Genomic DNA, 16,872 nt, shown 5'->3' on the forward strand with positions numbered 1-16,872 from the left:
TGGCGGAGTGGACCCGTTCGTACCGCGACGCCGGTGTGCCGCGGTGGGGGACCGGGTAAACCTGATGTCAGGACCACGCGAGGAGGACCGAGATGGCGTCACTGGTGCAACGGATCCGGATGTACCTCAGATCCCCGCAGGGCCGACAGCTCATCGACCGAGGGCGGCGTGAACTGGCCAAGCCGTCGAACCAGCACCGGATGCGCCAGATCATGTCCCGGCTGCGCGGCCGGCGCTGACCGTCGATTCGGCGCCGACTCGTCGGCTCTGGCCGGCCGGTGGTGGTACCCCTGATCCCTCTTCCCGAGACCCGGAGTGTCCCGTGACCGAGTCCCAGCCGGTGGGCGCCGCCGCGCCGGTGCCGCCGTCCGACCGTACGCTGCCGGCCGCCGCGAATCCGGGCCCGGTATCCCGACCGGAGACCGCCGTCGGAGTCGCCCAGGTCGACCCGACCGCCACGACCGACCCGACCGCCACGACCGATTCGACCGTTGCCGGGCTGCCGGCCACCGATGCAACCGTTGCCGGGCTGCCGGGCACCGAGCCGACCGTTGCCGAGCCGCCGGGGGGCGAGGAGTCCGAGTCGCCGGGTGCCGAGGCGACGGTCGCCGGGCCGCCGGGGGCCGAGCCCGGCGACGGCCCGGAGTTGACCGTCGCACCGCCCAGCGGGCTGTGGGAGCGGATGCGGGCCGACCCGCAGTACGCCCCGGAGCACCTCGCCCTGGAGGCGGTCCGGCGGATCGGACCGCAGGCCCGGGCCTGGGCCGAGCGCACCCGTGGCTGGTACCCCCAGATGACGCCGGAGGCCATGGCCCAGACGGCGATCCGGAAGTTCGTCAACCACGCCCGGGTGTCCGGGGCGATCTCCGGGGCCGCCGGCCTGCCCGGTGCGGTCCTCGACATGGGAGTGCTGGCCTGGACCCAGGCCCGGATGGTCCTCTACGTCGCGGCCGCGTACGGGCACGATCCCGAACATCCGGACCGGGCGACCGATCTGCTGGTGCTGCAACGGGTACACAAGATCGCCGAGACGGCGCGGGTGGCGCTCGGCGTGGCGGCCGGGCGGGAGCGGGTCGACGCCCTGCGGAGCCGGTCGGAGGCGCCGCTGGCCCAGGTGATACTGCGGCTCGGCCTGAAGCTGGCGCAGATGGCCGGCGTCCGGGCCGTGAAGCGGATGGCCGCCAAGGCGGTCCCCGGGGCGGCGGTGGTCTTCGGCAGCTGGGCGAACTCGTCGGCCACGAAAGGCCTGGCGACCCGCTCCCAGGAGTTGTACCGGGCCCGGGCGATCATGCCGCCGAGCCGGTAGCCCGGGCACCCGGCCGCCCGTTGCCCCGCGCCCTCAGTCGGCCCGTCGGGCCTGGGCGGCCAGGCCGGAAGCCCGCCACGCCACCTTGGCCAGCTCGTCCTGCCCGGCCACGTTCGGGTGGAAGTAGTCGAGCCGGTTAAGCAGGTCCAGGCCGAACCGCACCCGGTGCGCGGCGCCGCCGTCGTACCGGCAGCGGGACCCGTACGCCTTGCAGGCGGCGGCGAGCTGCTCGTTGTACGCGTCGATCCGGGCCCGGAACGTCGATCGGCGGGTACGGTCGGCCGGCGCCGTCGAGGTGGGGCTGGCCAGCAGCGCGGGACAGATCCGGCCCCGCCAGGCGCGTACCGCCCGGGTGTCCTCGTGACCGACCTCCCAGATCCGGTAGAGGTTCGGGATGCTCACCACCAGCACCCGGGCCTTCGGCAGGCCCTTCTTCAGCGTCGCGAGTCCACGGTCGATCCCGGTGCGGAACGCCGCGACACTGGTCATGTCCTCGATCCCGCCCCGGCAGGCGTCGTTCGCTCCGATGAGTACGGTCACGTAGTCCACCTTGGCGCGTACCGCGGCGGCGGCCTGGCTGGCCAGTCCCGAGGCACGGGCCCCGTTCACCGCCTCGTTGTGCGCCTTGCCCCGGATGGCCGGGTTCACCTCCCGGAGCCGGCGGTAGAGGCTCTCCACCCGGCTGCTGTCTCCGGTCGACCACGAGTTCCGCTGGCAGGCGGCGAGGATCACGCAGGAGCCGAAGCCGGTGCTGATGGAGTCGCCGAGCGCCGCGATCGAGTCGGGCACGCCGGGCCGGGGCGGCGCGGGCGGAGGATCGGGCTGACCGCCACCGCCGCCGTCGGACCCCTCGCAGGCCAGTGCGAAGGCCGCGAGCAGGGCGGTGACGGCGGCGGTCCAACGTCTGGGCATGCTTCTCCCGTTACGGAGCGGAAAGCAATCGCTCCGTAACTGTACGGGGCGACGCCGCCGGCCGGGAAGCCACGCCGGCCGCCATCGGCACGCGGATCACCGACACTCGCGCCGTCAGGCCGGTCGGGCGGGTCTCCGGAACCCATGCCGGATCGCCGGTCTTCGGCCAACCGGTGGTCGCAGCGAGGGTCGTGGTGCCGGCCCGGAGCGGGCCGGGCTTCCGGGTCGGGTCGGCGGCGCAGAGGCGGTCGGCCGGGTTAGGCCGAGCCCATACCGGGTAGTTTGGGGAAATGGCGGCGAGATCACAGCCCCGACGGGCGAAAGGGACGGTTGGTCACCCGTACAGCGCGCTGAACCTGCGTTTGGTGCTGGCCATCTTCGGTCTGGTGATCTGTGTGGTGCTGGGCGTGCTGGCACTCCGGGCCGACCTGCTGGCGCTGGCGGTGGCCCTCGGCGTCCTCGCCCTGGTCGCCGTGGTCGATCTGGTGGTGGTGCAGCGCCGCCGGATCGCGCGGCGCCGCGAGGAGCCGCCGGGCACGAAGCACTCGCTCTTCGAGTGAGCACGGAGCCGCTGCGAGTGCGGCTGGAGCCGGTCCCGGCCCGTCCGTCGCCCGGGCTCCGCACGATCCGCCGACGGCTCCGCACGATCCGCCGACATCGCCAGGGAGTACGACATGTCGATCGCCACCATCGACCCGAACACGGGACGGGTGCTCAAGACCTTCGACGAGATGACGGACGAGCAACTGGAGACCGCGCTCGCCCGGGCGGCGGCCGGCTTCGACGAGTTGCGTGCCACCACCTTCGCCGAACGGGCCCGGTGGATGTCCGCCGTGGCGGACCTGCTGGAGGTCGAGTGCGACGGCGTGGCCCGGATGATGACGACGGAGATGGGCAAGACCTACGCGTCGGCCAAGGCCGAGGTGGCCAAGTGCGCGGCGGCCTGCCGGTACTACGCGGCGCACGCCGAGCGGTTCCTCGCCGACGAGCCCGCCGACGCCGGTTCGATCGGTGCCACCTCGGCGTACGGCCGCTACTTCCCGATGGGCCCGGTGCTGGCGGTGATGCCGTGGAACTTCCCGCTCTGGCAGGTCATGCGGTTCGCCGCGCCCGCCCTGATGGCCGGCAACGTGGGGCTGCTCAAGCATGCCTCGAACGTGCCGCAGACGGCGCTGTACCTGGACGAGCTGTTCCGTCGGGCCGGTTTCCCGGCCGGCGCGTTCCAGACGCTGATGATCGGGTCGGAGCGGATCGAGCAGGTGCTCGCCGATCCCCGGGTCCGGGCCGCGACGCTGACCGGCAGCGAGGGCGCCGGCCGGGCGGTGGCGTCGATCGCCGGCAGGTACGTCAAGAAGACCGTGCTCGAACTCGGTGGCAGTGACCCGTTCGTGGTGATGCCCTCGGCCGACGTTGCCCGGGCCGCCGAGGTGGCCACGGTGGCCCGCTGCCAGAACAACGGCCAGTCCTGCATCGCGGCGAAGCGGTTCATCGTGCACACGGAGGTGTACGACGAGTTCACCGAGGCGTTCGTGGCCCGGATGTCGGCGCTGCGGCTCGGTGACCCGATGGACGACGGGACCGACGTCGGGCCGCTCGCCACCGAGCGGGGCCGCGACGAGGTCGCCGAGCAGGTCCGGGACGCCGTGGCCAAGGGTGCCCGGGTGCTCTGCGGCGGCGAGGTGCCGGACCGGCCCGGCTGGTGGTACCCGCCGACCGTGGTCACCGAGCTGACCCCGCAGATGCGGATGTACGCCGACGAGGTCTTCGGCCCGGTCGCCGGGCTCTACCGGGTCGGCTCCTACGAGGAGGCGATCGAGGTGGCCAACGGCACCGACTACGGCCTCGGCGCCAACGCCTGGACCCGGGACCCGGCCGAGCAGCAGCGGTTCGTCGCCGACCTGGACGCCGGGATGGTATTCGTGAACGGAATGACCACGTCCTATCCGGAGCTGCCGTTCGGCGGCGTCGGCAATTCCGGCTACGGCCGCGAGCTGTCGGCACAGGGCATCCGGGAGTTCTGCAACCTCAAGGCCGTCTGGATCGGTGTGGGCGCCTCGGCGGGTCCCGGCGCGGGCGCGCACAGCGAGTAGCCCGCCGGCGGAGCGGGCCGCGCGGTCCCCGGTCGCCGAACATTCATCCGCGCGCCGGGTGTGCGGGCCGGGGTCGGCGGGGTACGGGAGACCGCCATGACGGTCTTCGGGCTACACGCCTCACACGAGCAGATCCATCCCGCCGAGTTGCTCCGGACCGTCGTCCGGGCCGAGGAGGCGGGCTTCGACGCGGCCATGTGCTCCGACCACTTCTCGCCGTGGAGTGCCCGGCAGGGGCAGTCCGGCTTCGCCTGGTCCTGGCTCGGCGCCGCGCTCCAGGCCAGCACGCTGCCGTTCGGCGTCGTCAACGCGCCCGGCCAGCGTTACCATCCGGCGATCGTGGCGCAGGCGATCGGCACGCTCGCCGCGATGTATCCCGGCCGGTTCTGGGCCGCGCTGGGCAGCGGGGAGGCGAGCAACGAGCACATCACCGGGGCTGGCTGGCCGCGCAAGGAGATCCGGACGGCGCGGTTGCGGGAGTGCGTCGACGTGATCCGGGCGCTGTTGGCCGGCGAGGAGGTCAGCCACGACGGGCTGGTCACGGTCGACCGGGCCCGGCTCTGGACCCGGCCGGAGGAGCCGCCCGCGCTGGTCGGGGCCGCGGTCACCGAGGCGACCGCCCGGTGGTGTGCCGAGTGGGCCGACGGACTGATCACGGTGAACGCTCCGGTGTCCCGGCTGCGCCGGATGGTCGACGCCTACCGGGACGCGGGCGGTCGGGGAAAACTGCACCTCCAGGTCCACCTGAGCTGGGCACCCGATCCGGCGCAGGCGGCCCGGATCGCGTACGAGCAGTGGCGCAGCAACGTCTTCGCCCCGCCGGTCTGCTGGGATCTGGAGCTGACCGAGCACTTCGACGTCGTCTCCGAGCAGGTGTCGCCGGAACGGGTCGCCGAGGTGGTCAACGTCTCCGCCGACCTGGGCCGGCACGCGGCCATGCTGCGCGAGTACGCCGACCTCGGCTTCGACGAGATCTACCTGCATCACGTGGGGCAGCGGCAGGAGGCCTTCGTCGACGCCTTCGGTGCGAAGGTGCTCCCCGAGTTGCGTACGGGCGGGTGGGAGCGGAGCTGAGCCGGTGCCGGCTCAGCCGGCGGCGCCGTTGGCACACCGTCCATGGTGGCGGAGAATCTATCTACCACGATCACTGCGGACAGCACGACCACTGCGAACCGATCTCGCATCCGGCCCTGATGACCGGAGTCGCCCGGGCGGTGTCCGGGCCACCGGGCCGGTGCCCGTCCCTGGAGGTCACCGATGACGCAGACCGCCGCCGACCGATTTCCGACCAAGCACCTGCCCGGAGTCGCCGTCCGGGACCTACCCCCGCCGCCCCGATCAGCCTGGTCGATCCTCGGGCCGGGGGTGATCGCGGCCGGCGTCGGCCTGGCGTCCGGCGAGTTCATCCTCTTTCCGTACATCGCCTCGCAGGTGGGGCTGGTCTTCCTCTGGGCCGCCGCGGTCGGGATCGTCACCCAGTGGTTCCTGAACATGGAGATCGAGCGCTACACCCTGGCCACCGGGGAGACCGCGCTGACCGGCTTCTCGCGGTTCTGGCGGCACTGGGGACTGGTCTTCGCGATCATGGTCTACTTCGCCAACCTCTGGCCGGGATGGGCGTCCAGTTCGGCCACCATGCTGACGTACCTGTTCGGCGGCGACGCCACCTGGATCGCGGTCGGCCTGCTGCTGCTGATCGGCGCGACGCTCACCCTGGCCCCGGTGGTCTACACCGCGCTGGAGCGGATCGAGTTCGTCAAGGTCGGCCTGGTACTCCTCTTCATCGCGGTCGCGGTGCTCTTCGCCATCTCGGCCCAGGCCTGGGGCGACCTGCCGACCGCGGTGACCGCGCCGGAGTTCCCCACCGAACTCGGCTTCGCGCTGATGCTCTCTGCGCTGGTCTTCGCCGGTGCCGGCGGTGGGCAGAACCTGGTGCAGTCCAACTGGATCCGGGACAAGGGCTACGGGATGGGCCGGTACGTGCCCCGGCTGGTCAGCCCGGTCACCGGCCGGGAGGAGGCCGCCCCGGACGGTCGTGGCTTCGTCTTCGAGCCCACCGAGGAGAACCTGGCCCGCTGGCGGCGGTGGTGGCGGCTGGCCAACCGCGAGCAGTTGGTCACCTTCGCACTGATCTCGTTCCTCACCATCGTGCTGACCTCGCTGCTGGCGTACTCCACCGTGTACGGGGTGCCGGGACTGGCCAACAGCGTGGAGTTCCTCCAGGTCGAAGGGGAGCGGCTGAAGGAGATCGTCGGCCCGTGGTTCGGCACCCTGTTCTGGATGATCGGAGCGCTCTCGCTCTTCGCCGCCGCGATGGGCATCGTCGACTACACCAGCCGGCTCGCCGCGGACGTCGTCAAGACGGCGTACCTGCCCCGGTTCTCCGAGAGCCGGATCTACTTCGCGCTGGTCTGGGGGCTGGTCGGGCTCGGCTGCCTCATCCTGCTGGCCGGCTTCGACCAGCCGCTCGTCCTGCTGGTCATCTCGGCCTGCGTCGGCGGGCTGATGATGTTCTTCTACTCGATCCTGCTGCTGGTGCTCAACCGCCGGGTCCTGCCGGAGCAGATCCGGCCCCGGTCGTACCGGGTGGTGGCGCTGCTCTGGTCGGTACTGCTCTTCGGCGTCTTCTCCGCGTTGACCGTCTGGCAGCAGGGCGACCGGCTGCTCGACTGGCTGCGGTAGCCGGGGGTATCGGGGCCCCGGGGGTATCGGGATCTCGGACGGTACCGGAGAGCCCCCGGGTGGTACCGGAGCCCCGGGCGGGCAGAATCACGGGCCGCGCCCTTCCGGCGGCTCCTCCGGAGGCGGAAGCGTGTCCAGGCCGAGTCGTGCGGTCTCGGCCGCCAGCTCGTGCAGGAACCCGTCGACCCGCTCGTCGTCCATGGTCCGCAACTCGGTGCTGACCTACTCGATCCCGGCGCCGAACGCCTGCCGCTGTTCGGCGGCCATCGGCCACTGCAGCATCGCCCGCTCCGAGGCCCGGGGCTCGCCCCGATAGGCCACCACGGCGTCCGCCGGGAGGGAGTCGAGCAGGTCGTCACCGACGCCGGGAGCGGCACCCCGGTCCATCACCAGTTCCTCCGGATCCCTGGCCGGCCCGCGCGGCTTCGGCCGGCTCATGCGGTCGCACCTGGCCGGCTCCGGCCCGGGCGCGGCTGCTCCACGTCCCGGAGCAGTTCGACGTAGTGATGGAGTTCGTCGCGGAGCCGGAAGAAGAGGTACGCGGCGACGAGCCCGCCGACCAGCCCGACCGCGAAGACGCCGAGGTTCACCCGGATCTCTCCGAGCAGCGGTACGACCGGCCGGGCGACCATCCAGGCCGGCGGCGGCTGTACGTACAGCAGCGCGGCGACGAGTGAGGTGGCTCCGGTGGCCACCAGCCCGGCGAAGGTGGTCAGCGAGGACCGTTGCAGTTTCTCCACCGAGTAGCCGACGAAGGTCGCCGCCACCGGCGAGATGGCCAGCAGGAACGCGAGCACGTCGCCGGAGATCCGGTCGCCGTCGTTGACCGGGACCAGGAGGGCGAGCAGGGTTATCACCAGTGCGGAGAGTGCGGCCAGCCAGGAGGTGAGGCCGAGCGCACCGGGCGGCACCTCGTCGAAGACCACCTCCATCACCAGGTCCGCCGGGGCCCGACAGGTGTCGAAACGCCGGGCGTAGAGGTGGGCGTACGGCAGGGCCTGGCGGTGTCGTACCCGCAGGTACGCGCGTTCGCTCATGGCACGGATCGCCGCCTGGTCGATGCTCGCTCCGGACTGCGCCAACTGCACCGAGTGCACCTTCACGTAGGTGTTCGCCCCGGCCCGCATCCGGAAGTGGTAGCTGGTGGCGGTGAAGGGCAGGTTCAGCGGGATGACGAAGGTGTTGGGCGCGAGCCCGAGCCGGACCCGGCGCCGGCCGCGGTGCGAGGTCGCCCGGCCGTACACCGGGATGGTCTTGGTGTAGTGCAGGATCCAGGCGCATCCGTCCGGCGGCGGCACCTCGGCGATGACCACGTAGTTGCGGACCAGGAACGAGCAGACTCCGCGGAGCCGGTGCAGCCGCGTCTGGGCGGCGCTGGCCCGGATCGGCGCGACGTTGCGGTCGAAGTACGCGTCCGCGTCGGCCACCGAGACCCGACCGGCCTGGAACACCAGCCGGAGCAGCGCGAAGAGCACCGCGTCGTGGCGTCGCTCGTCCGCCGCGTGGACCGCCTCGCCGAACGTCTCCCGGAACAGTTGCCGCAGCACGTGCGCGACCACGCCCCGGGCGTCCTCCTGGGACAGGAACGGCACGGGGTCACCGGACCCGTCGAAGGTCTCGACGTTGTCGAGCATCCCGCCCTTGGTGCTCAGGATCATCGGCACCAGCATCACCCGAGGCTGCCCTGCCGGCCCGGCCGGATCGTCCGGGCCGGTGGACCGACCGGTCGGGCCGCCGGTGTCGCCCGGTCCCGCCGTCCGGGTGAGTAGCGCGGAGGAGGCGGCGGTACCGGACGGGCCGCCGAGCCGGCGGCTGCCACCGTTGGCCCCCGAGCTACTCGGCGGGTCTGCTGGGGCCGGAGCATTCTCCGGTCCTCGCGTCGCGGGTGTCGCGGGTACGGCGTCCTCGCGGAGCCCCACCAGGTCCTCCGGGGTACCGCTGAAGGTCGTGGAGACCAGCACCCGTAGACACTCGTCGACCTGCTGGACCTCGTCGGTGATCCGGACCTGGTAGCGGGCCGGGTCGAGCAGGATCTGGCCGAACAGCCGGATGGCCGGGGCGGGATAGGTCCGGCTGACCCGGATCATCGACCGAAGGATCTCCCGGTCGGCGTCGCGCTGGGCGAGCGTGACCGAGGCGGGTCGTCCGGGAGCCCGGTCGAAGCGTTGCCGCCGCCACCAGTGCCGCTGCGCCGTGCGCCGGGCCGACACCACCAGCTCGGCCGCGGCCAGCAGGCCGACCACCCGGATCGCTCCCTCGGCCGGCCAGAGCGCGGTGTCGAGCCACGGGACCGCACGCAGCAGCAGGTCGGCCGGCCCGTCCACGATCGAGGCCACCGCGACGACCGCGGCGACGCCGAGCTGGGCCAGGCAGGTGGCGATCCAGCGAAATGTCTCTCCTCTGCGCACCAGACCTCCCCGGTCGCTCTTCGCCCGGCGAGTTCCGCGACGGCGTGCGCCGTCGGCGGTGGTTGCGCAGGGCAAAGGTGACGTCTCTTCGTGATGACAGCCTTGCGGAAAGTTAAGATCCGCTGCCTCCCCCGGACGGGCGCGGCCACGTCGAGATCGCCCGCCGAACCGGCCGGCCGGGCCGCCGGGCCGTCCCGTCCGGCCGCACTGGACGGAGGGGGTCACCCGGACCGAAGCGCCGACCGCCGATCGACCCACAGACGCCGGGCGATCCGGCCCGCACAGACGCCGGGTGAGCCCGCACAGACGGCGGGCGAGCCCGGACGCGACTGGTCGCGTCCGGGCTCGCCCTGTGGTGCGCCGGAGGTCAGGTGCAGGGAATGCCGTTCAGGGTGAACAGCGTGGGGTTCGGGTTCGGACCACCGGCGGTGGTGGCGTTGAAGCCGAACATCTGGCTGGCGCCCGGCATGATCCGCGAGTTGTACGACTCGTTCCGCGCGGTGACCCGGGCACCCGACTGGGTCACCTTCGCCATCCACGCCTCCCGGACCAACTGGTCTCCGTTGAACGCGAAGCTCAGCGCCCAGCCGTTGATCGGGGTGGTGCCGGTGTTGGTGATCGTCGCCTGCCCGGTGAACCCGCCACCCTCGGCCCAGGTGCCGAAGTTGACGTACGTCACCCGGCAGGCCGAGCCGGCCGGCACCGAGGTGCCGGCGCCCTGGTCGGCGAGGAACGAGGCGATCCAGGCCAGCGCCGAGTTCCAGTTGATCGCCACCTCGTTGGTGGCGTACGAGGCGATGTCGTCGACGTAGCAGAACATCGGCGCGCAGCCGTCCAGCAACTGTTTGGCGAACGGGTCGTCGAGGCTGGCGTTCGCGCCACCGGCGATCGAGCCGGGCGGTGGGTTCGGCAGCGACTCGTCGTACTGGTGGCCGAAGATCCGGCTGTGCTGGTTCTTCGACGCCTTCTCGCCCCAGCCGGTCACGTACGACTGGTTGAGCGCGTTGCGGCCGAAGATGTAGTCCATGCCCTGCACCGCGCCGTCCCGGTACTTCGGCTGCCCGGTCAGGTCGAAGGCGGTGGCCAGCACGACCGCGTTGTTGATGATGTTGCTGTTGGCGCCCCAGAAGTAGCTGCCCGGGGTGCCCGGCATCGGCAGCCCGTACGCCTGGCCCTGCGCGGTCACCAGGTGGCGGTCGGCGGCGGCGACCACCGAGGCGCGGATCCGCTCCCGCTCCGCCGCCGGCAGCCCACTCGGCACGGTGGCCAAATCGAGCCGGCCGAGCGCGGCGGTGCTGCCCCAGCCGAAGCCGTGCGCACCGAAGACATCGTCGTCGGTGTGGTGCGGCGAGGCGGTCAGGTCGGCCAGGTAGGACGCCTCACCGGTGCTCAGGTAGAGCTCGGCGGCGGCCCAGTAGAACTCGTCGGTGACGTCGCCGTCGGCGTAGGAACCGCCGCCGTTGCCGTCGGCCGGGTCGGCGTACCGGGTCGGGTTCGCCTTCGCCGCCGCGTACGCGGCGGTGGCCGCGGTCCGGCAGCGCTGCGCGAACGTGGCGTCGTACGGGGCGAACAGCCGGGCGCACTGCGCGGCGGTGGCGGCCAGGTTCAGCGTCGCCGCGGTGGACGGCGGGTGCAGCTCGCGCAGCTCCGGGTCGTCCTCGGGTTGCAGCGGCAGCCCGGTCCAGTTCTGGTCGTGGATCTTGTGGTGTGCCATCCCGGCCAGCGGCTTCCCGGCCGGCACCTGCATCCGGAGCAGGAACTCCAGCTCCCAGCGCGCCTCGTCGAGGATGTCCGGCACACCGTTGTCGCGTTCGGGCAGCCGCAGCGTGCCGTCGGCCAGCGCCGCACCACCACCGGCGGTGGGGGCGGTCTTGGTCCGTTCGAAGGCGTTCAGCAACTGGTAGGTGGCGATGCCGCCGTTGACCACGTACTTGCCGTGGTCACCGGCGTCGTACCAGCCGCCCCGGACGTCGAGGCGGTAGTCGCAGACCCCGGGCTGGCACGGTACGTCGGTGTCGCCCCGGTTCGGCGCCACGCCGAGGTGCCCGGCCGGCCGGGCGTACTCCTCGCCGACCAGGTCGCCGTCGATGGCGATGCCGCTGCGCTGGATGTAGAAGAACTGGAGCGAGTCGGAGCGCAGCTGCTTCCAGACGTCGGTGGAGATGTCGAACGGGTGGCTGGTCTCGCCGTCCGCGGTCAGCGTGTACCCGGTGCCGGGCGTGCGGAACGTGGAGAAGTCGACGGTGTGCACGTTCTGTGCCGACGCCTGGTCCACACCGCGCGGGGTGCTCTGCCCGCTGGCCAGGACGGCACCCGCGGCCGACTTCAGCTCCCAGCCCAGCGGTTCGGTCGACTCGGTGACGACGGTGGCGTTCTTGGGCCCGGCCGGCAGGTAGCCGACCTGGTTCACCCGGACCCGTGGCCCGGTGTCCGGCACGTACGGCGGCTCCTCCTCGCCGCCGAGCAGCGAGGCGTTGTCCAGGCAGAACTCGAAGGGCTCGGCGTTGCCGCCGACCTGGAACGCCACCTGGGCCACCTCGGTGTCGGCGGTGGCGTTGAAGGTCCGCTCGACGTGCTGTGCCTCCGGACCGAAGGTGATGTCCTCGACGAAGTACGAGGTGTACGGGTCGACGCCGAGCTGCACCGCGATCCGTACGGTCGCGCCGGGTGCCGCGGAGGCGTCGAAGGAGAGCGTGTACGACTCGCCGTTGACCAGCGTCACGTCGTTCTGCCCGACGCCGCCGTCCCAGGGGTTGGCCAGTCCGCTCGGCACGGCGGAGCAGAGCCGGCCGTCGGTGACCCCGGTGGAGGTGGTGCCGTAGGAGTACCAGCCGGTGGTGCCGTTGGCGAAGTCGCCGTTGGTCAACTGCTCGGCGCCGCCCGGTGGCGGCCCGGCGTCGGCGTCGCTTGCCAGCGAGACGTCGTCCAGGCAGAACGTGTACGCCTCTGCGGCGCCGCCGAGCTGGAACGTGAGGGTGCCGTTTGTCGAGTCGAGGGTGCCGGTGAACTCGTACCCGAACTCCTCGGCGGTGGCGTCGAGCGCGACGTCCCGGGAGAAGACCGTGGTGTACGGGTCCTCGTTGAGCTGCACGTTCGCCTTGACCGTGACCGGTGCGCTGGCCGAGGCGCGGAAGCTCAGCGCGTAGCTGGCGCCGTCGCCCAGCGGGATGTTGTTGTGGCCGATGCTGGCGTCCCAGGGATTGGCGAGGCCGGCGGGGACCTCGGTGCAGAGCTGGCCGTCGACCGGGCGCAGCGTCAGGTTGGCGGAGGACCACCATGGGGCGGTGCTGTCGGTGAAGGTGCCGTTGACGATGTGTTCGGTCAGCGCCAGGGTGCCGGTGGAGCCGTCGGGCCGGGCCTGCGCCCCGGTGGCGGTGCCGGTGAGCAGCAGGGCGGCGGTGGCGAGCAGGGTGACCGCGCGGGAGGACCGGCGGTGGCGATGGCGGGGTCGGAGCACGGGGGATCCCTTCCGGTGGGCGTGCCGCCAGCGGCCCGCAGCGCTCGGGTTCGTGGCGGTGGGACCGGCAGCGCTGGTGGGAGCGCTCCCAATACCGTGCCGATGTTGCCAGTCCGTTTCTGGCATGTCAATCGACCATGCTGGATCAGATTTGCGGCCGATCCATGGTGCGGGGCGAGGTACCAGCGCCGGGGCGGCTCGCGGTTCGTGATCACCGGAGCCACGTACGGTAAATTTCGATCGCCACTCCGGTCCGATGGTGATCTACTGCAAGCATTCTGGCCGTCTTTTTGGCAGGCTGCCTGCCATGAGCCTGAAGCTGCGATCCGTGGCGGTGAGCGACCGTGGCCTGATCCGGGGCGCGAACCAGGATTCCGTGCACGCCGGACCCTGGCTGCTGGCCGTGGCCGACGGCATGGGCGGAATGGCCGCCGGCGACCTCGCCAGCACCATCGCCATCGACGCGATCCGGCCGCTGGACGTGGAGACCCCGGAGGAAGGGCTGGTCGCCGCCCTACAGGACGCCGTGGACACGGCGAGCGCGGGCATCCGGGCGGCGATCGCCGAGGACCCGGAACGGCAGGGCATGGGCACCACCCTCACCGCGCTGCTGCTCGCCCGTACCGGGGCCTGCCTCGCCCTGGCCCACGTCGGCGACTCCCGGGCGTACCTGCTGCGCGGTGGCACGATGACCCAGCTCACCCGGGACGACACCTTCGTGCAGATGCTGGTCGACGAGGGAGTGATCACTCCTGAGGAGGCGCACAGCCATCCCCGCCGGGCGGTGGTCACCCGGGCGTTGCAGGGCGAGCCGGTCACCCCTACCTACACCACCGTGGTGCCCCAGCCCGGCGACCGGTGGCTGCTGTGCAGTGACGGGCTCTCCAACGTGGTTCGCTCGGACAGCCTGGCCGATGCGCTGCTCGGCTACCCCGACCCGGCCGACTGCGCTGCGCGCCTGGTCGACCTCGCCCTGCGGGCCGGCGGACCGGACAACATCACCGTCGTGGTCGCGGACGTCCTCGACATCCCCGACCGCGGCTGAGTCTCGGACAGCGCGCCGCCCCGCGGGCTATCCGCGGCGGGGTTGCAGTCCCCGGGTCGGCGGCGCCTCGGTCGGGTCCGCCGGCCACGGATGTCGGGGGTAACGGCCGCGCAACTCGGCACGTACCCGGGGATAGCCGGTGCGCCAGAACGAGGCGAGGTCCCGGGTCACCGCGACCGGACGGCCGGCCGGGGAGAGCAGGTGCAGCAGCACCGGTACCCGCCCGTCGGCGATCAGGGGCACCTCCTGCCAGCCGAACGTCTCCTGCAACTTGACCGCCAGCACCGGTGCCGCCGGATCCGCGTAGTCCACCCGGTGCCGGGACCCGCTCGGTACGGCCAGCCGCTCCGGGGCCACCGCGTCCAGCCGGGCCGCCTCCCGCCACGGCAGCAGCCGGCGCAGTGCCGCCGCGACGTCGACCCGGGCCAGGTCGGCCCGGCGCCGGGCACCGGCCAGTTCCGGGCCGAGCCACTCGTCGGCCCGGTCCAGCAGCGCCGTGTCGCTCACCTCCGGCCACTCGTCGCCGAGCGCCTGCCGGCAGAACGCCAGCCGGGCCCGCAACTCCCGCGCCGGCCGGGTCCAGGTCAGCAGGTCGAGCCCGACCTGACGCAGCCCGTCGCGGAGCGCGGCGGCGACCCGGACCGGATCCGGGCTGGGCAGGGGCCGGTCCAGCAGCACGATCGCGCCCAGCCGCTCCACCTCGCGGGCCACCACGTCCTGCCCGGACCAGGTGATCTCCTGCTCCCGCCGCAGCAGCGCGGCCCCGGCCTCCCGCGCGGTGGCCTCGTCCACCACCGCGGCCTGGCGGATCGCCGCGCCCCGGCGCCCCGGTGCCCGGTCGGCGACCGAGATCGCCAGCCACTCCGCCCCGGAGAGCGGCGAGCCCGGCGCCAGGTCCGCGGCGGTGCCGCCGGCCATCAGGTACGTCTCGGCGCCAGCCTGGCGGACCCGGGCCAGCCGCTCCGGGTACGCCAGCCCGACCAGCAGCCCGGCGGCCAAGTCGTCCGGCAGTGCCGTCCCACCCCGTCGGTCGTCCCGCCCGCTCCGTCGCGCGTCGGGTCCGGTCGGTTGCTCGCCCGGCGCGGTGCCTCGGTGGTCGGCTCCGATCGGTTGGTCGGCGGGTTCGGCCGGTTGGTCGTCGGACGCGGTGCGTGGGGCGTCCGGGCCGGTGCAGGGCGGTGACCCGGCCAGGGCGCCCCGCAGCCGGTTAACCTCCCTCCGCCACCTGGCGCTGGCCGGATCCGTACCGGAGCGGAGGCGACGCCAGGTGGCGACCAGGTCGTCACCGGGGGCGGACTCGGCGAGTACCGCGACCACCTCGGCGGCCCGGTGCGGCCGCACCGCGGCGGCACCGTCCAGCAGGGCCCGGGCCAGCCGTGGGTGCGCGCCGACCACTGCCATCGCCCGACCCCGCCCGGTCACCCGGCCGTCCGGCGCGACCGCACCGAGCGCCGCCAGGGTGGAGCGGGCCACCTGCATCGCCGCCGCCGGGGGCGGGTCCGGCAGCGCCAGCCCGGTGCCGTCCGGGCTGCCCCAGCAGGCGAGCTGGAGCGCGAAGGCGGTGAGGTCGGCAACCGCGATCTCCGGCTCGGGCTGCGCCGGCAGCCGGTCGTGCTCCGCCGCCGACCAGCATCGGTAGACCCGGCCCGGCGCCTCCCGGCCGGCCCGCCCGGCCCGCTGGGTCGCCGCCGCCCGGGACACCGGCACCGTCACCAGGCCGCCGAGCCCCCGGGCCAGGTCGGTCCGGGCGACCCGACTCAGCCCGGCGTCGACCACCACCCGCACCCCGGGCACGGTGAGGCTGGTCTCCGCGACGGCGGTGGCCAGCACGACCCGGCGTCGACCGACGGCCGGGCGCAGCGCGGCGTCCTGCTCGGCACTGGACTGCCGGCCATGCAGGGTCACCAGGTCGGTGCCGGTCAACCCGGCCAGCCGGCCGGCGACACCGCCGATCTCCCCGGCACCGGGGAGGAAGACGAGCAGGTCGCCGTCGTTCTCGGTCAGTGCCCGGCGTACGGTGGCGGCCACCTGGTCGAGCAGCCGGGGATCCACCCGGAGCCCGAGCGGCGGATCCACCGGCCGGGGTGGTGGGGCCCAGACCACGTCGACCGGGTACGCCCGGCCCTCGGCGCGCAGCACCGGTGCCGGCTCCGCCACCGAGCCGAGCAGCGCGCCGAGCCGCTCCTCCTGGGCGGTGGCGGACATCGCCAGCAGGCGCAGCTCGGGCCGGAGCGCCGCCCGGACCTCGATGCCGAAGGCCAGGGCCAGATCGGCGTCGAGCTGCCGCTCGTGGGCCTCGTCGAGGAGTACCGCGCCGACGCCGGGCAACTCCGGATCGTGCTGGAGCCGCTGCACGAGCAGGCCGGTGGTGACCACCTCGATCCGGGTACGGGGGCTGCTCCGGCGCTCGCCGCGCACCGCGTACCCGACGGTCTCGCCGACCCGTTCGCCGCGCAGTTGCGCCATCCGGCGGGCGGCGGCCCGGGCCGCGACCCGACGCGGCTGGGCGACGACGATCCGCCCGTCGATCCGGTCCGCCAGCGCCAGCGGGACAAGTGTGGTCTTGCCCGCCCCGGGCGGCGCCACCAGCACGGCGGCCCCCCGTTCCGCCAGCGTCTCGACCAGGGCCGGCAGGACGTGCCGAACCGGCAGGTCGCCGTCGGGTATGTCCCCGACCGGCAGGTCGGCGACGGGTATGTCCCGGACCGGCAGGTCGGCGTCGGGTTCGGGCGCTGGCACCGGGCCAGTGTCGCACCGGCGGCGGCTGGAGCCGGAAACACCTCCGCCCTACCCGGTGGCCGGCGCGGTGGTCCGCTCGGGCCGTCGGGTAGGGCGGAGCTGTTCTCGCGCCGTCAGTAGGTGTCGGCGAGTTGGGTGCGGAGTTTGGTGAGGGCGCGGGTGAGGAGGCGGCTGATGTGCATTTGGGAGACGCCGATGTGTTCGGCGATTTGGGATTGGGTGAGGTTGCCGTA

13 protein-coding genes are annotated in these 16,872 nt (G+C 73.0%); 7 read left to right on the plus strand and 6 right to left on the minus strand.

Going from position 1 to position 16,872, the window contains the following annotated elements; translation table 11 throughout:
- Positions 1 to 92 precede the first annotated feature (92 nt).
- Positions 93 to 239 (plus strand): hypothetical protein, encoded by a 147-nt coding sequence (locus tag ABNF97_RS32095; protein ID WP_165436574.1) that lies wholly within the window; start codon positions 93 to 95, stop codon positions 237 to 239.
- Between the two features lie 407 nt (positions 240 to 646).
- The gene (locus ABNF97_RS32100; RefSeq protein WP_349340817.1) at positions 647 to 1,306 is read left to right on the plus strand and encodes an EcsC family protein; all 660 of its coding nucleotides are present in this window, start codon (positions 647 to 649) and stop codon (positions 1,304 to 1,306) included.
- Between the two features lie 33 nt (positions 1,307 to 1,339).
- Here the strand turns inward: ABNF97_RS32100 and ABNF97_RS32105 are convergent, their stop codons facing one another.
- Positions 1,340 to 2,218, minus strand: a complete 879-nt coding sequence (locus ABNF97_RS32105; protein ID WP_130460413.1) for a GDSL-type esterase/lipase family protein — start codon at positions 2,216 to 2,218, stop codon at positions 1,340 to 1,342.
- A gap of 290 nt (positions 2,219 to 2,508) precedes the next feature.
- On the opposite strand from ABNF97_RS32105, the gene ABNF97_RS32110 reads away from it, so the two are divergent.
- From ABNF97_RS32110 to ABNF97_RS32125, 4 genes are all read left to right on the plus strand, one after another.
- The gene (locus ABNF97_RS32110) at positions 2,509 to 2,778 is read left to right on the plus strand and encodes a DUF6343 family protein (protein WP_130460412.1); all 270 of its coding nucleotides are present in this window, start codon (positions 2,509 to 2,511) and stop codon (positions 2,776 to 2,778) included.
- A gap of 114 nt (positions 2,779 to 2,892) precedes the next feature.
- A complete protein-coding gene (locus ABNF97_RS32115) occupies positions 2,893 to 4,308 on the plus strand; it encodes an NADP-dependent succinic semialdehyde dehydrogenase (RefSeq protein ID WP_130460411.1) in 1,416 nt (471 codons plus the stop codon).
- A gap of 96 nt (positions 4,309 to 4,404) precedes the next feature.
- Complete coding sequence (locus tag ABNF97_RS32120; RefSeq protein WP_130460410.1) at positions 4,405 to 5,382, plus strand: TIGR03885 family FMN-dependent LLM class oxidoreductase; 978 nt, start codon at positions 4,405 to 4,407, stop codon at positions 5,380 to 5,382.
- A 183-nt stretch (positions 5,383 to 5,565) separates the two neighbouring features.
- Positions 5,566 to 6,990, plus strand: a complete 1,425-nt coding sequence (locus ABNF97_RS32125) for an Nramp family divalent metal transporter (RefSeq protein WP_130460409.1) — start codon at positions 5,566 to 5,568, stop codon at positions 6,988 to 6,990.
- A gap of 222 nt (positions 6,991 to 7,212) precedes the next feature.
- On the opposite strand, the gene ABNF97_RS32130 is transcribed toward ABNF97_RS32125, so the two are convergent.
- The 3 genes from ABNF97_RS32130 to ABNF97_RS32140 form a co-directional block, all read right to left on the minus strand.
- Positions 7,213 to 7,428 carry a hypothetical protein gene (locus tag ABNF97_RS32130; RefSeq protein ID WP_349340812.1) on the minus strand — a complete coding sequence of 72 codons (216 nt, stop codon included), beginning with the start codon at positions 7,426 to 7,428 and terminating at the stop codon, positions 7,213 to 7,215.
- Positions 7,425 to 9,398 carry a hypothetical protein gene (locus ABNF97_RS32135; RefSeq protein ID WP_349340813.1) on the minus strand — a complete coding sequence of 658 codons (1,974 nt, stop codon included), beginning with the start codon at positions 9,396 to 9,398 and terminating at the stop codon, positions 7,425 to 7,427. Before ABNF97_RS32135 ends, ABNF97_RS32130 begins: the two co-directional genes overlap by 4 nt.
- A 367-nt stretch (positions 9,399 to 9,765) precedes the next feature.
- Complete coding sequence (locus ABNF97_RS32140; RefSeq protein ID WP_349340814.1) at positions 9,766 to 12,855, minus strand: glycoside hydrolase family 9 protein; 3,090 nt, start codon at positions 12,853 to 12,855, stop codon at positions 9,766 to 9,768.
- A gap of 307 nt (positions 12,856 to 13,162) precedes the next feature.
- Between ABNF97_RS32140 and ABNF97_RS32145 the strand changes: the two genes are divergently transcribed.
- On the plus strand, positions 13,163 to 13,900 hold the full coding sequence (locus ABNF97_RS32145; protein ID WP_130460405.1) for a protein phosphatase 2C domain-containing protein: 738 nt from the start codon (positions 13,163 to 13,165) through the stop codon (positions 13,898 to 13,900).
- Between the two features lie 27 nt (positions 13,901 to 13,927).
- On the opposite strand, the gene ABNF97_RS32150 is transcribed toward ABNF97_RS32145, so the two are convergent.
- Positions 13,928 to 16,597, minus strand: a complete 2,670-nt coding sequence (locus ABNF97_RS32150; RefSeq protein WP_502930581.1) for an ATP-dependent RNA helicase — start codon at positions 16,595 to 16,597, stop codon at positions 13,928 to 13,930.
- 155 nt (positions 16,598 to 16,752) lie between these two features.
- Positions 16,753 to 16,872: sigma factor-like helix-turn-helix DNA-binding protein (locus ABNF97_RS32155; RefSeq protein ID WP_349340819.1), on the minus strand; the 120-nt coding region annotated here is incomplete at its 5' end.

The organism is Plantactinospora sp. B6F1 (assembly GCF_040120695.1).
In the GTDB taxonomy this organism is placed as follows: Bacteria; Actinomycetota; Actinomycetes; order Mycobacteriales; family Micromonosporaceae; genus Plantactinospora.